Annotated in this window: 13 protein-coding genes; 11 read left to right on the top strand and 2 right to left on the bottom strand. The window is 76.2% G+C overall.

Features of this window, described 5'->3' with window-relative positions:
* The first annotated feature begins 3 nt into the window (after nucleotides 1-3).
* The 8 genes from ACWGKU_RS16940 to ACWGKU_RS16905 all read left to right on the top strand — a co-directional run bounded on the left by ACWGKU_RS16940 (nucleotide 4) and on the right by ACWGKU_RS16905 (nucleotide 8,057).
* On the top strand, nucleotides 4-3,228 hold the full coding sequence (locus ACWGKU_RS16940) for an SNF2-related protein (RefSeq protein ID WP_452180861.1): 3,225 nt from the start codon (nucleotides 4-6) through the stop codon (nucleotides 3,226-3,228).
* Nucleotides 3,225-3,428 carry a hypothetical protein gene (locus tag ACWGKU_RS16935; protein ID WP_452180862.1) on the top strand — a complete coding sequence of 68 codons (204 nt, stop codon included), beginning with the start codon at nucleotides 3,225-3,227 and terminating at the stop codon, nucleotides 3,426-3,428. Before ACWGKU_RS16940 ends, ACWGKU_RS16935 begins: the two co-directional genes overlap by 4 nt.
* A gap of 33 nt (nucleotides 3,429-3,461) precedes the next feature.
* Nucleotides 3,462-4,481, top strand: coding sequence for an RNA polymerase sigma-70 factor (locus tag ACWGKU_RS16930; RefSeq protein ID WP_452180863.1), 1,020 nt, complete (start codon nucleotides 3,462-3,464; stop codon nucleotides 4,479-4,481).
* Nucleotides 4,482-4,515: 34 nt separating this feature from the next.
* Nucleotides 4,516-5,613 carry a DNA polymerase III subunit beta family protein gene (locus ACWGKU_RS16925; RefSeq protein WP_359910429.1) on the top strand — a complete coding sequence of 366 codons (1,098 nt, stop codon included), beginning with the start codon at nucleotides 4,516-4,518 and terminating at the stop codon, nucleotides 5,611-5,613.
* 37 nt (nucleotides 5,614-5,650) lie between these two features.
* Entirely contained in the window at nucleotides 5,651-6,529 is an 879-nt protein-coding gene (locus ACWGKU_RS16920) for an alpha/beta fold hydrolase (protein WP_452180864.1), read from the top strand.
* 104 nt (nucleotides 6,530-6,633) lie between these two features.
* The gene (locus tag ACWGKU_RS16915; RefSeq protein WP_380553792.1) at nucleotides 6,634-7,041 is read left to right on the top strand and encodes a helix-turn-helix domain-containing protein; all 408 of its coding nucleotides are present in this window, start codon (nucleotides 6,634-6,636) and stop codon (nucleotides 7,039-7,041) included.
* 2 nt (nucleotides 7,042-7,043) lie between these two features.
* Nucleotides 7,044-7,586: a hypothetical protein gene (locus ACWGKU_RS16910; protein WP_452180865.1), complete on the top strand. Its 543-nt coding sequence runs from the start codon at nucleotides 7,044-7,046 to the stop codon at nucleotides 7,584-7,586.
* A gap of 117 nt (nucleotides 7,587-7,703) precedes the next feature.
* A complete protein-coding gene (locus tag ACWGKU_RS16905; RefSeq protein ID WP_380553786.1) occupies nucleotides 7,704-8,057 on the top strand; it encodes a DUF2516 family protein in 354 nt (117 codons plus the stop codon).
* Nucleotides 8,058-8,138: 81 nt separating this feature from the next.
* Here ACWGKU_RS16905 and ACWGKU_RS16900 read toward each other — a convergent pair whose 3' ends face one another.
* Complete coding sequence (locus tag ACWGKU_RS16900; RefSeq protein ID WP_401051675.1) at nucleotides 8,139-9,635, bottom strand: PP2C family protein-serine/threonine phosphatase; 1,497 nt, start codon at nucleotides 9,633-9,635, stop codon at nucleotides 8,139-8,141.
* Nucleotides 9,636-9,869: 234 nt separating this feature from the next.
* Here ACWGKU_RS16900 and ACWGKU_RS16895 point away from each other — a divergent pair, with 234 nt between their 5' ends.
* On the top strand, nucleotides 9,870-10,433 hold the full coding sequence (locus ACWGKU_RS16895) for an O-acetyl-ADP-ribose deacetylase (RefSeq protein WP_452180760.1): 564 nt from the start codon (nucleotides 9,870-9,872) through the stop codon (nucleotides 10,431-10,433).
* 215 nt (nucleotides 10,434-10,648) lie between these two features.
* On the opposite strand, the gene ACWGKU_RS16890 is transcribed toward ACWGKU_RS16895, so the two are convergent.
* Nucleotides 10,649-11,482 carry a methyltransferase domain-containing protein gene (locus ACWGKU_RS16890; RefSeq protein ID WP_380553414.1) on the bottom strand — a complete coding sequence of 278 codons (834 nt, stop codon included), beginning with the start codon at nucleotides 11,480-11,482 and terminating at the stop codon, nucleotides 10,649-10,651.
* Nucleotides 11,483-11,699: 217 nt separating this feature from the next.
* On the opposite strand from ACWGKU_RS16890, the gene mshA reads away from it, so the two are divergent.
* On the top strand, nucleotides 11,700-13,070 hold the full coding sequence (mshA, locus tag ACWGKU_RS16885; RefSeq protein ID WP_401047331.1) for a D-inositol-3-phosphate glycosyltransferase: 1,371 nt from the start codon (nucleotides 11,700-11,702) through the stop codon (nucleotides 13,068-13,070).
* Between the two features lie 131 nt (nucleotides 13,071-13,201).
* Nucleotides 13,202-13,738 (top strand): type III secretion system chaperone family protein, encoded by a 537-nt coding sequence (locus ACWGKU_RS16880; RefSeq protein WP_401047316.1) that lies wholly within the window; start codon nucleotides 13,202-13,204, stop codon nucleotides 13,736-13,738.
* Nucleotides 13,739-13,756: the final 18 nt, after the last annotated feature.

Genomic DNA, 13,756 nt, shown 5'->3' with positions numbered 1-13,756 from the left:
CCGATGTTCGTCCTGCACGCGCTCTGGCGGGCGGACGGGCACCTGGCTCTCTGGGCCGAGGACGCCCGCGCCCACCCCGGCGCCGCCGAACCGCAGCCCGACCGGCCCGCCCCGCGCGCCCACCCCTACGCCTGCCCGGCCGGCGAGCTGGCCGCCGTGCTCGGCGGCATCGGACCGGGCCTCGGCTGGCTCGCCGGACAGGCCCCCGAGCGCTGGGCCACCTTGCTGCTGCCCACCGTCGGCACCGTCCCCGCGCCCTCGCCCGACCTTCCGGTCGCGCCGCCGCGCGGCGGCGCCGTGCTCACGCCCTGGCGGGTGCCGGCCCTGCTCTTCGGGGCCGGGGCCGCCGCCCAGCTGCTCGGTGAGGTCTTCGACCCGGTCTGGGCCGTCACCAGCAGCGATCTGCCCGGCGCCGGACGGGTCGAGGTGGTCCACGGCCCCTCGCTGCGCTGGCTCACCGGAGTGCACGACCTCGCCTGGCGGACGGTCGGCCGCGGCCGGGTCCAGCCGCTGCCCGTGACCGCCGCCGACGGCCGCCCGCAGGCCCGGTGGCGGCCCGACCTCACCCCGGCCGGGCGCCGCGAGGCCGCCGCCCTGGCCGCTGGCTGCCCGCCCGTCCTGCTGGGGGAGTGGCCGCACGGCGCCGACGACGGGGACGCGCTGCTGGGCGCGGCCCTGGGCGCACTGGTGGACGCCGAGGCCCGCGCCGCACTGGCGGACGCCCCGTCCCCCTTCCCGGTCGACGGCGGCGCCGGGCCGGGGGCGGCCGTCGCCGAGCGCTGGCTGCACGCCCTCACCACCCCCGACGGCGGGTTCGACGGCTCCCCGCCCGAGGAACTCGCCGAACTGCGCCGCGGGCTCGGCGCCTGGTACGCCGCCGCCGAGCCCGTCGATCCGGCGCTGCGGCTCTGCTTCCGCCTGGTCGAGCCGCTCGGCCCCGATCAGGACGACCCGGAGGGCCGGCCCTCCGACGACGCGTGGCAGCTGGAATTCCTGCTCCAGGCCGTGGACGAGCCCTCCCTGCTGGTCCGCGCCGCCGACCTGCACGAGGGCGGAGCCGCCCACGCCGCGCTCGCCCGCAAGGGCGCCGACCCGGTCGACGTGCTGGTCGCCGAACTCGCCCGCGCCGCCCACCGCTGGCCCGCCCTGGACGGGCTGCGCCACCGCTCCCACCCGTCCGCCCTGCCGCTCGGCCGGGCCGGCGCGCTCGACTTCCTGCGCACCGCCGCGCCCGCCCTCGCCGAGGGCGGCTTCGGGGTGCTGCTGCCCGCCTGGTGGCGCCGCCGCCCCCGGCTCGGGCTCGTCCTGCGCGCCACCACCCCGCCCGCACCCGGCTCGCTCGCGGCCACCGGCCAGGTGGACCGGGACGCCGTGGTCGCCTTCCGCTGGCAGGTCGCGCTCGGCCCGGAGGGGGAGCCGCTCACCGAGCGGGAACTGGCCGAACTCGCCGCGGCCAAGCAGGAGCTGGTCCGGGTGCGCGGCACCTGGCTGGAGGCCGACCCGGCCCAGATCGCCGCCGCGCTCGCCTTCCTCGCCGACCGGCGCGACGGAGTGCTCGCCGCCGGAGAGCTGCTGCGGATCGCCCTCGACCCGGAGGCGACGGTCGCCGGGCTGCCGGTCACCTCGGTGCGCGCCGACGGCCCGCTCGGCGAGCTGCTCGCCGGGCAGGCCGTCGCCGCCCCGGCCGCGGAGCTGCCGGCGGACTTCCGGGCCGAGCTGCGCCCGTACCAGGAACGCGGGCTGGCGTGGCTGCGGACCATGTCCGGACTCGGCCTCGGCGCCGTGCTGGCGGACGACATGGGCCTCGGCAAGACCGTCCAGACCCTCGCCCTGCTCGCCTCCGAGCGGGCGGAGGCGGCGGAGGCGGCGGAGGCGGCGGAGGCGGCAAAGGTGGCGGACGGGCCGGAGGCGGCGAAGGGGGCGGAGGACACCGCCGGTCCCACCCTGCTGGTCTGCCCGATGTCCCTGGTCGGCAACTGGCAGCGCGAGGCCGAGCGCTTCGCCCCCGGTCTGCGACGGTACGTCCACCACGGCGCCGGCCGCCTCGGCGCGGAGCAACTCGCCGCGGCCGTCAGGGGCGTGGACCTGGTCATCACCACCTACGGGCTGGTCCAGCGCGACCTCGCCGCCCTGCGCGCGATCCGCTGGCGCCGGGTGGTCGCCGACGAGGCCCAGCACATCAAGAACAGCGGCACCGCGCAGTCCCGGGCGATCCGCGCGCTTCCCGTCACCCGGCACCGGATCGCGCTCACCGGCACTCCGGTGGAGAACCGGCTCGCCGAACTGCACGCCGTCCTGGACTTCGCCAACCCGGGCCTGCTCGGCCCGGCCGAGCGCTTCAAGGAGCGCTACGCGATCCCGGTCGAGCTGCACCGCAGTCCCGAACGCACCGCCGAACTCCTCCGCCGCACCGCACCGTTCGTGCTCCGCCGGGTCAAGTCCGACCCGGCGGTGGCGGCCGAGCTGCCCGCCAAGCAGGAGATGACCGTCTGGTGCAACCTCACCGCCGAACAGGCGGGCCTCTACCAGGCCGTGGTCGCCGACCTGCTGCGGCGGGTCGAGGGCATCCGGGGCGTGGAGCGGCGCGGCACGGTGCTGGCCGCGATCGGCAAGCTCAAGCAGGTCTGCAACCACCCGGCCCAACTGCTGCACGACGGTTCGGCGGTGGGCGGGCGCTCGGGCAAGGTCGCCCGGCTGGCGGAACTGCTGGAGGAGGCGCTGGCCGAGGGCGACCGGACGCTGGTCTTCACCCAGTACGCCGAGTTCGGTGCGATGCTCCGCCCGTACCTGGAGCGCCGGCTCGGCGAGGAGGTGCTCTACCTGCACGGCGGTCTGCCCCGGGGGCGCCGTGAGGAGCTGGTCGAACGCTTCCAATCCCCGGACGGGCCGGGGGTGTTCCTGCTCTCGCTGCGGGCCGGCGGCACCGGCCTCAACCTGACCGCCGCCAACCAGGTGATCCACCTGGACCGTTGGTGGAACCCGGCGGTCGAGGAGCAGGCCACCGACCGGGCCTTCCGGATCGGCCAGCGCCGGGACGTCCAGGTCCGCCGGCTGGTCTGCGTCGGCACCGTCGAGGAGCGGATCGACGAACTCCTCTCCGCCAAACGCTCGTTGGCCGAGGCGGTGGTGGGGGAGGGGGAGCGCTGGCTCACCGACCTGCCGGTCGAGGCGCTGCGCGAACTGGTCGCCCTCACCCGGGAGGACGCCGTGGCCGAGGAGGACGCGTGAGCGACGAACCGAAACCGCCCGTGGTCAACGTTGCCGCCTACTGGTGCGGCGACTTCACCCTGCGCCGCGCGCCGGCGGCGGCGGAGGAGGACGGTCCGGACGAGTCCTCGCTGCGCCGCCTCGGCCGCTCCGGCATCACCGTGCACGGCCGCGACCTCGCCGTCGTGCTCGCCCCCGCCTACGAGGCCTTCCGGGGCTGAGCGCGGCGGCTACCGTGCGGTAGCGTCGCGCGGGTGACCGACACCCACGACGCGCCGTCGGCCGACTCCCGGTCGGCCGACTTCGAGCAGCACCGGCGGACGGTCTTCGGCATCGCCTACCGGATGCTCGGCAGCGTCGCCGATGCCGAGGACCTGGTCCAGGACACCTGGCTGCGCTGGAGCGGCGCCACCGGCCCGGTCGCCAGTCCCGGCGGCTTCCTGGCCCGTACGGTCACCAACCTCGCGCTCAACAAGCTGGACTCGGCCGCCGTCCGCCGCGAGTCCTACGTCGGCCCCTGGCTGCCCGAGCCGCTGGTCGCCGAGCCGGACGCGACCGAGGGTGTCGAGCGGGCCGAGACGGTCTCGGTGGCCCTGCTGGTGGTGCTGGAGAGCCTGTCCCCGCTGGAGCGGGCGGTGTTCGTGCTCAAGGAGGCCTTCGGATTCTCCTACCAGGAGATCGCCGAGGCCCTGGACCGCACCGAAGCCGCCTGCCGTCAGGTCGGCAGCCGGGCCCGGGCGCACGTGCGCGCCGGCCGGCCGCGCTACGACGCCCCGCCCGAACTGCGCCGCCGCGCCACTGACGAGTTCCTGGTGGCCTGCGCCGGCGGCGACCTGAACCGGATGCTCGAACTGCTCGCCCCCGACGTCACCGCCTGGACGGACGGCGGTGGGGTGATCCGTGCCGCGCTGCGGCCGGTCATCGGTGCCGAGAACGTCGCCCGCTTCGTCCTCGGGGTGCTCGGGCAGCTCGGCGAGGGTGCCGGCGCCCGTCCGGTCCTGGTCAACGGCGAGCCCGGTGCGCTGGTCACCGTGGACGGAGCCGTCGACTCCGTGTCGGTGTTCGAATTCGCCGAGCAGCCCGACGGCACCGTGCGGATCGTCGGGATCCGCAGCGTCCGCAACCCGCACAAGCTGGCCCACCTCGCCGGCGCCGCGCCCGTGCCTCCCTCGGCCCCTGTCCCTCCCGCCCCCGTGTCTCCCTCCACCCCCGTCCCTTCCGCCGCCGACGCTCCCGCCCCCGGCGACGGCGCCGACCGGCCCGACCCGGCTTGACCCTCGACCAGGTCGAGCCCGCAGAGTCACCGGCATGGAGAGCGAGCTGCACAGCATCGGCGAACTGGCCCGCGCCAGCGGACTGGGCGTCGGCACCCTGCGCTACTACGACGGCGCCGAGGTGCTCACCCCCGCCTGGGTCGATCCGCAGACCGGCTACCGCTGGTACCGGCCCGGCCAGCTCGCCGACGCCCGGCTGCTGGCCAGGCTGCGCCGGGTGGGCCTGCCGCTGACGGACGTCCGCGCCGTGCTCGGCGCCGCACCCGGCGGCGAGGAGGCCCGGCAGGTGCTCGACGCGCATCTGCGCCGTCTGGAGGACGGCCTCGCCGACGCCCGCCGCGAGCTCTCCCTGATCCACGCGATGATCGACCAGAGGGAGCAGCCGATGACCACCACCCCCGCCGGACTCCGGTTCACCGTCCCGGCCGAAGAGCTCGCGGCCGCCCTGGACGCGGTCCGCTTCGCGGTCTGCGGGGACCCGGAGCTGCCCTCGCTCGCCGGCGTGCTCTTCGAGCCCGACGGGCCGGTGCTGCGCCTGGTCGCCACCGACCGCTACCGGATGGCCCTCGCCGAGGTGTCAGCCGCCGGTGACACGCCCGAGCGGCCGGTGGCGGGCACGGTCGTCCCGACCGCGCTGGTGGACGCGCTGCGCGCGCTGCTCGGCTCGGGGGCGGCGGAGGTCGCGCTCACCCTCGGCGGCGGTCCGGTCCGGGCCGAGGTCGGGGAGCACCGGATCGAGGGCGCCGCGCTGGACTTCGACTACCCCGACCACCGGGCCGTCACCCGGCTCGCGCCGGAGCACCGGATCACCCTCTCCGCCGCCGAACTGCGGGCGGCCGTGGCGGCCGGGGCCACCCGTACCCTGCCCTCCGGCCCGGACGGCGCCGACTGCGAGGTCACCGTCCTGACCCTGACCGGGGACGGCCGCCTGACGGTCGCCGACGATCCGGCCCCCGAGGGCTACCGACTGGCCGTCAACCGGGACTTCCTGCTGGAAGCCCTCGACGCCGGCCGCCCCGGGCAGCTGCTCCTCGAACTCGGCGGCCCGATCGCCCCGCTGGCCGTCCGCACGCCCGGCCGTTCGGGCACCTTCTCCGTGCTGATGCCGGTCCGGCTGCCCGAGTCCGGCTGACCGGCGGGCCTCGCCGGGGCTCTGGAAGGATCACCGCATGAGCCCGCACCCCGACGCCCCTGCCCCTGACGCCCCCGGCTCCGAAGCCACCGGCTCCGGGGTCCACGTCCCCGCGGAGCACGTCCCCGCGGAACAGGTCCGCGCGGTCCACGTCCCGGCCCCCGGCGGCGGCCGGCTGTGGGCGGAGCGCCGAGGAGCCGGCAGCCCGGTGGTGCTGCTGCACGGCTCCGGCATGGACTCCCGGCTGTGGGACGCCGTCGCCCCGGCGCTCGCCCGCCACCACGACGTGATCCGCTACGACGCCCGCGGCCTCGGCCGCTCCAGCACGCCGGAGCAGGCCTTCGACGACGTCGCGGACCTGGGCGCCGTCCTGGACCACTTCCGTCTGCCCGGTGTCGCGCTGGTCGGTCTGAGCATGGGCGGGGAGACCGCCCTGGACTTCGCCCTCGCCCACCCCGACCGGGTCACCGCGCTCGGCCTGGTCGGCGCCTCGGTCAGCGGCCACGACTGGCCGCCGTCCCCGGAGACCACCGCCTACGCCGACGCCCGGCGCCGTGGCGACGCGGCGGAGCTGGCCGAGCTGGAGCTCTCCGTCTGGGCCGCCCTGGGCCGCGGCGCACCGGGCGGCGAGCTGATCGCGGCGATGGTCGAGGAGAACGCGGCCCGCCGGATCGTCAGCGAGCACCACCTCGCGGGCGCCCCGGCCCGGGCGGCCGAGCCGCTCCTGGGCACGGTCGTCGCGCCCACCCTGGTCGTCCACGGCGACCGTGACCACCCGGAGATCGCGGCCATCGCCCGGAGGCTCGCCGACGACATCCCCGGCGCCCGCGGCCACCTCGTCCCGGACGCCGACCACTACCTCCCGCTGCGCACCCCCGAACGGCTCATCGAGCTCCTCCTCGCCCATCTGGCCTGACCGCCCGGACCGCCCGGCCCCGGCCACGCCTGACGGGGGCGCGCGCGTTTGCTGCCGCTAGCACCCTGCTTGCATGTGCAAGCGGGGTGTTGCAGGCTGTCCGCATGGCCTCACTGAACGTCGGCTCGCTGGGCGAGTACATCCGCGAGCAGCGCCGCAACGCCCAGTACTCGCTGCGGCAGCTGGCGGAGGTCGCCGGCGTGTCCAACCCGTACCTCAGCCAGATCGAGCGCGGGCTGCGCAAGCCGAGCGCGGAGATCCTCCAGCAGATCGCCAAGGCGCTGCGGATCTCGGCGGAGACGCTGTACGTCCAGGCCGGGATCCTGGAGGAGCGGCGGGGCGAGGGCCTGGAACTGCGGGCCTCGATCCTGGCCGATCCGCTGATCAACGAGCAGCAGAAGCAGGCGCTGCTCGCGGTCTACGACGCCTTCCTCAAGGAGAACGCCGCGTCGGCACCCACCCCGACGACCGACGGCCCAGCCACCCAGAACACCCACCGGGAGGACCGGTAACCATGCCCATCACCGACGAGATCAAGAAGACCCTCAGCGACCCGACCCCGCTGTACGCCCTGGCCGGCGCCGGGGACCTCGCGTACGAGAAGCTGCGCGAGGTGCCGGGCCGGGTCGAGGCGCTGGCGGCCGACCGCAAGGGCGCTCAGGAGAAGGCCACCGCCACGCTCCAGGAGGCGCAGTCGCTGCTGACCGGGGCGCAGGCCAAGGTCACCGAGACCGTCACCGGCATGCCGACGGACCTCAAGGCCCTGCAGGAGCGGGCCCAGGGCTTCGCGCTGCAGCAGGTGGCCCGCGCGGTCGAGCTGGCGGTGAAGGCCAAGGAGACCTACGACGAGCTGGCCGAGCGCGGCAAGGTCGTGGTGGACAAGGCCCGCCCGGGAGCCTCGGAGGAGGGCGAGCCGTCCGAGCGGCCCGAGCTGACCGTGGAGCCGGTCGAGGTCGTGGAGCCGGCCGAGCCCGCGCCGGCCGCGGAGGGCGGTGCCGAGCCCGCTCCGAAGAAGCCCGCCCGGGCCCGCAAGGGCGCCGCCGACGCCGCGGAGTGACGTGGTGCCCCGAGGGGCACAGTAGGTGACCGTAGGACGTTGACCCCGTCGTGGACGGTCGTCGTGCCAGGATGGGCGGCGGTCGCAGTGCCGGAGTCGAGAGCAGAGGAGATCGAAATGGTCGGAGTGTTGCAGATTCTGGCCTTTTCCTATCTGAACCCGATCTGGTGGGCGACCATCGCCATCCTCGGCTACAAGCTGTTCGCCCTGGCCGACGCGGTCACCCGCCGGGAGGACGCCTACCGGGCGGCCGACAAGAAGACCAAGGGCTTCTGGGTGGCGATCCTGGCGATCTCCTTCGGCTGGGACTTCCTGTTCGGGGTGAACTTCTTCACCGGTATCGGCACCCTGGCCGGTCTGGTCGCCTCGATCGTCTACGTGGTGGACGTCCGCCCGGCGATCCGGGCACTGACCGGAGGCAGCGGCGGCCGGGGCGGCCGGAGCAACACCGGTCCGTACGGCCCCTGGTAGCCCCGGCGGCGGACGACGCGGCGGCCCGGGGGGGGTGTACCCCCGCCCGGGCCGCCGTGCGCCCACCACGTACCCGGCCCGTCAGCCGAGGATCAGCTGCACCGGGTTGCGCTCCAGCAGCAGTACCGCGACGTCGTCGGTCAGCGCCCCGCCGTTCAGCTCCTCGACCTCGGCGATGGCGCTGTCGACCAGCCGCCCCCGGGTCAGCCCGGCGGCCTGGTGGTCGCCGACCAGGTCGGCGAGCCCGTCCTGGCCCAGGCGGCGGGACCCGGCCCCGACCCGGCCCTCGATCAGCCCGTCGGTGTAGAGCAACAGCCGCCAGCCGGCCCGCAGTTCGACCTCGTGGGCGGGCCAGGCGGCCTGCCCGTCGTGGCACGGCAGCAGGCCGAGCGCGGGCCCGGCGAGGTCGGAGGGCAGCGAGATCGGCTCGTGGTCCCGGCCGAGCAGCAGCGGCGCCGGGTGCCCGGCGAGGTAGAGCCGGGCCCGCTCGCCGGCGCCGAGCGAGCCGAGGTCGCTGCCGCTGCCGCCGGGCTCGATGACCAGCATGCAGAGCGTCGCGAAGATCTCGTCGCTGCGCCGCTCGTGCTCCAGCACGTGCTGGAGGGTGGTGAGCAGGGTCTCGCCGGTGAGGCCGGCGAAGACCAGGGTGCGCCACGCTATCCGGAGCGCGACGCCGAGCGCGGCCTCGTCCGGGCCGTGGCCGCAGACGTCGCCGATCACGACGTGGACGGTGCCGTCGTCGGTGCGCACGGCGTCGTAGAAGTCGCCGCCGAGCAGCGCGCGGCGGCGGCCGGGGCGGTAGCGCCGGGTGAAGGAGAGCCCGGCGCCGTCGAGCAGCGGGGTGGGCAGCAGGTGGCGCTGGAGGCGGGCGTTCTCCTGGCCGCGCAACTCGGCCTCGACCAGGCGGCGCTGGGACTCGTCGGCGCGCTTGCGCTCGACGGCGTAGCGCAGGGCACGGGCGAGCAGCGGGCCGTCGGTCTCGTGCTTGAGCAGGAAGTCCTGGGCGCCGGCCGCGACGGCGGCCGCGCCGAGTTCGGCCCCCGCGGCGTCGGTGAGCACCACGACCGGGGTGTGCGGGGCCCGGCGGAGCAGTTCGTGCAGGCCCTCCAGCCCGTCCGAGGGGTCGGACGGGTGCGGCAGGTCGGCGGGCGAGGCGAGGTCGAGCAGCACGCAGCCGAACTCGGGGGTGCGGGAGCGCCCGCGCCGGGCCCAGGGTGCGGGCGGGGCGAGCAGTTCGGTGGCCTGGTCCAGGCCGCGGGCCCAGTGGATCTCGATCGAGGTGCCGCTGTCGGCCACCGCGGCCTTGATCAGCTGGGCGTCCGAGGCGTCGTCCTCGATGACCAGCAGTCGCAGCGGTGTGCCGTCGGCGGGCCCGTCCGCCGCGGCGGGGCCGGCCGGGTCGGGGATGTGGGACGGGTGGGAGGCGTGCGCGGCCCGTGAGCGGGGGTGAGGTATCGGGGAAGTCGCCGTGGCCGGTCCGGTCGTGGCACGGCCGCGGGCATGGCCGACGCGGGCGCCGTCGTGGGCGCCCGGCAGGTCCGCGGCACCAGGTGCCCGCCCGTCTCCCGTTGCGGGCATCGGTGGTTCCTCCCTTTCCCCGACTGCGTAACGGCCGGCGTCCGTCCGCAGTGCCCGCCTGGCACCGCGCGTCGGGGAACTTCTCGCGACCATAACGTGATCTCCGGGGATTTCTCCGGCCGACCGGCGCCGTTGTGGTTATTGCCACGCCGGTGGCGGTGCGGTGACTGGACTCGGACGTCGAATCGGTTCCGTCCCGGCGGATGCCGGGCGGTCCGGAAGAGGGAGCGGGCGATGGTGGAGCGGATCACCCTGGTGGAGGGTGACATCACGGAACAGCCGGTGGACGCGGTGGTGAACGCCGCCAACTCGTCCTTGCTGGGCGGTGGCGGGGTGGACGGCGCGATCCACCGCAAGGGCGGGCCGCAGATCCTGGAGGAGTGCCGCCGGCTGCGCGCCTCGCACTGGGGCAGGGGGCTGCCCACCGGACGGGCGGTGGCGACGGCGGCCGGACGGCTGCCGGCCCGGTGGGTGGTGCACACCGTCGGGCCGGTCTACCGGGCGGAGGAGTACGAGGAGCGGGCGGAGCTGCTGGCCTCCTGCTATCGCGAGTCGCTGCGCACCGCGGTGGCGCTCGGCGCGCGCACGGTGGCCTTCCCGGCCGTGTCGGCCGGGATCTACGGCTGGCCGCCGGCGGACGCGGCCCGGATCGCGCTCGGCACCGTCGCGGAGGTGCTGGGCGGCGGTGACGTGGAGGCGGGTGCGGAGCTGGCGGAGGTGCGGTTCGTGCTGTTCGGGTCGGAGATGTACGGGGTGTTCGAACGGGCTCGGCGGGAGCTGCCCGAGCGGGGCGCCTGACGGCCGGGTGGGGCGTGGTGTCGCCGCTCGGCCGGGTCCATGGTGGCGTGTCGAGGCGTCAACACGCCAGAGATATTCGATAACTCGTTCGAGTGAATGCATCGGGTCGGTCACCAGCTCCGGCGCTCGCTGGCATGTGCGCGCCCCCGAACCCGGCAGCACCGCGGCGGCCCGCCGCTACGGCGCCGCCCGCCGCCGCGGCGCCGACCCCGCCGCTACGGCGCGAGCGCCGACCAGGGCAGCGTGACCTCGCCCTGCCGCCACCGTCCGCGCGCGTCCACCAGCGGCCAGCCGCCCGCCAGCGCCGTGCAGGCCGCCACCCAGCGCTGCCGCGCCCCGAACGCCCCGTACGGCGCGGCCGCCGCCCAGGCCCGGTCGAAGTCGGTCAGGAAGGCGTGCACCGGCCGTCCGGGCACGTTGTGGTGGATCAGCGCCTTCGGCAGCCGCTCGGCCAGGTCGGAGGGCTGGCCGAGGCCGCCCAGCCGGGCCGCGAAGGTCACCGTCCGGGGCCCCTCCGGACCGAGCGCGACCCAGACGTGCCGCCGCCCGATCTCGTCGCAGGTGCCCTCGACCAGCAGCCCGTCCGGGGCGAGCCGCGCGCACAGCCGCTCCCACACCCCGGCGACCGCCGACTCGTCGTACTGCCGCAGCACGTTGGCGGCCCGGATCAGCTGGGCCGGCGCGCCGCCGTCCAGCGGCACCTCGAAGCCCCCGCGCCGGAAGGTGAGCAGCGGCGGCTCGGCGTACGGCAGCGCGGCGGCGACCCGCTCCGGCTCGATCTCGATCCCGACCACCCGGACGTCCGGCCGCACCGTGCGCAGCCGCCCGGCCAGCTCGACGGCGGTCCACGGCGCCGCGCCGTAGCCGAGGTCCACCGCGACCGGCGGGCGCTCGGCGGCGCGCAGCGCGCGGCCGAGGGTGTGGGCGATCCAGCGGTCCATCCGGCGCAGCCGGTTGGTGTTGGTGGTGCCCCGGGTGACCGTCCCCACCGGTCGCCCGGTCCGTCCGCGGGCGGGCGCGGCGGGAACGGGTTCGAAGGAGGCAGCCATGCCCAGAAGGGTAGTCGGGCCGTCGGCGGCACCGCGCTGACCTGGGGCGATGGCGACCGCCCCGGCCGGTGGGCCGGGGCGGGAATGCCGAGCGCGGTCCGTGTGGTTGGCAGACTGGTGGTGATGTGTGCCCGGGACGGGGCAGCGCACACCGGACAACGGGCGGCCCGGTACGGACCGCCTCGACGGGCAGCACAGAGGAGGCTTCAGCCAGGTGATCCAGCACCCCGTCCGTTCGGTCCGCCGTGCCCAGTCGGCCGCCCCCGCGCGCGCCCGGCTCCAGTCGCTCGTCCCCGGCCGCCGCCGTCCGCGCCGGATCGCCATGCTGAGCGTCCACACCTCGCCGCTGCACCAGCCCGGCACCGGGGACGCCGGCGGGATGAACGTCTACATCGTCGAGCTGGCCAAGCGCCTGGCCGACCTCAACATCGAGGTCGAGGTGTTCACCCGGTCGATCTGCTCGGACGACGCGCCGACGGTCGAGCTGGCCCCGGGCGTGCTGGTCCGCCACGTCACCGCCGGGCCGTACGAGGGCCTGATCAAGGAGGACCTGCCGGCCCAGCTGTGCGCCTTCACCCACGGGGTGCTGCGGACGGAGGCGGGCCACCGCCCCGGCCACTACGACCTGGTGCACTCGCACTACTGGCTCTCCGGGCAGGTCGGCTGGCTGGCCGCGCAGCGCTGGGGGGTGCCGCTGGTGCACACCATGCACACCATGGCGAAGGTCAAGAACGCCGCGCTGGCCGCGGGCGACACGCCCGAGCCCGCGGCCCGGGTGATCGGGGAGACCCAGGTGGTGGAGGCGGCCGACCGGCTGATCGCCAACACCACCGAGGAGGCCGCCGAGCTGGCGCTGCACTACGCCGCCCGGCCGGACCAGCTGGCCGTCGTCCACCCCGGGGTCAACCTGGACGTCTTCCGTCCCGGCGGGCCGCGGACGCCCGCCGCCGCACGGGCCCGGCTGGGCCTGCCGCAGGACGCCGCGGTGCTGCTGTTCGCGGGCCGGATCCAGCCGCTGAAGGCCCCGGACGTGCTGCTGCGGGCGGTCGCCGCGCTGCTGGCCCGGCGCCCGGAGCTGCGCGAGCGCCTGGTGGTGCCGGTGGTCGGCGGGCCGTCCGGCACCGGGCTGGCCCGGCCGGAGAGCCTGCACAAGCTCGCCGCCCAGCTGGGCATCTCCGACGTGGTGCGGTTCCACCCGCCGGTCGGCCAGGAGCTGCTCGCCGACTGGTACCGGGCGGCGACGGCCCTGGTGATGCCCTCGTACAGCGAGTCCTTCGGGCTGGTCGCGCTGGAGGCGCAGGCCTGCGGGACCCCGGTGGTGGCGGCCGCGGTCGGCGGGCTGCCGGTCGCGGTGCGGGACGGCGAGACCGGCACCCTGGTGCAGGGCCACGACCCGCTGGACTGGTCGTACGCGCTGGAGCCGTACATCACCGACCGGGGTCTGGTGGCGCGGCGCGGCGCGGCGGCGGCCCGGCACGCGGCCGGCTTCGGCTGGGACACCGCGGCGGCGACCACCGCCGAGGTGTACGCGGGCAGCATGGCCCGGCCGGCCGGCCGGCTGGCCGCGGCCCGTCGCCGACTGGCCTGAGTGCGGGACTGCCCGGCCCTCGGCCGGCCCGTCGCCGACCGGCCCGGGGCGGCCCGGCGGAACGTCGCGCGGCCCGCGCGCCGACCGGCCGGGGCTGCGCCCGCCCGGTACCGGCGAGTAACGTCACCCCCATGGCAATCCGCACCAAGGACGAGGCCCTGACCCTCCTGCGCACCGCCCTGGACGACGCCGGGGTGGCCTGGGAACCGGCCGCCACCGACCCGTACACGCTGGTGGCGGCCCTCCCGGGCACCCGGAAGCTGAGCACCACCTGCGCCCTGCGGGTCGGCGACCACACCCTGTCGGTGAACGCCTTCGTGATCCGCCGTCCGGACGAGAACCACGAGGCCGTCTACCGCTGGCTGCTGGAGCGCAACACCCGGCTGTACGGCGTCGGTTACGCGGTCGACGCGCTCGGCGACGTCTACCTGGCCGGCCGGCTGCCGCTGGAGGCGCTCACCCCGCAGGTCGTGGACCGGCTGCTCGGGACGGTGCTGGAGAACGCGGACGAGCCGTTCAACACCCTCCTGGAGCTGGGCTTCGCCACGGCGATCCGCCGGGAGTGGGAGTGGCGGACCAAGCGCGGGGAGTCCACCCGCAACCTGGCCGCCTTCGCCCACCTGGCCGCCCCGGAGGAGCCGCCGGCGGACGCCCCGGACGCGGACTGACCCGTGCGGACCGACCCG

The sequence above is a fragment of the Kitasatospora sp. NPDC054768 genome (assembly GCF_053612025.1).
This window is presented reverse-complemented; position numbering and strand designations above follow the sequence as displayed.

Coding starts and splice junctions, on each gene's coding strand:
- ACWGKU_RS16940 (WP_452180861.1), top strand. CDS start 4: ATGTTCGTCCTGCACGCGCTCTGGCGGGCGGACGGGCACCTGGCTCTC.
- ACWGKU_RS16925 (WP_359910429.1), top strand. CDS start 4,516: ATGGAGAGCGAGCTGCACAGCATCGGCGAACTGGCCCGCGCCAGCGGA.
- ACWGKU_RS16920 (WP_452180864.1), top strand. CDS start 5,651: ATGAGCCCGCACCCCGACGCCCCTGCCCCTGACGCCCCCGGCTCCGAA.
- ACWGKU_RS16915 (WP_380553792.1), top strand. CDS start 6,634: ATGGCCTCACTGAACGTCGGCTCGCTGGGCGAGTACATCCGCGAGCAG.
- ACWGKU_RS16910 (WP_452180865.1), top strand. CDS start 7,044: ATGCCCATCACCGACGAGATCAAGAAGACCCTCAGCGACCCGACCCCG.
- ACWGKU_RS16905 (WP_380553786.1), top strand. CDS start 7,704: ATGGTCGGAGTGTTGCAGATTCTGGCCTTTTCCTATCTGAACCCGATC.
- ACWGKU_RS16900 (WP_401051675.1), bottom strand. CDS start 9,635: ATGCCCGCAACGGGAGACGGGCGGGCACCTGGTGCCGCGGACCTGCCG.
- ACWGKU_RS16895 (WP_452180760.1), top strand. CDS start 9,870: ATGGTGGAGCGGATCACCCTGGTGGAGGGTGACATCACGGAACAGCCG.
- ACWGKU_RS16890 (WP_380553414.1), bottom strand. CDS start 11,482: ATGGCTGCCTCCTTCGAACCCGTTCCCGCCGCGCCCGCCCGCGGACGG.
- ACWGKU_RS16880 (WP_401047316.1), top strand. CDS start 13,202: ATGGCAATCCGCACCAAGGACGAGGCCCTGACCCTCCTGCGCACCGCC.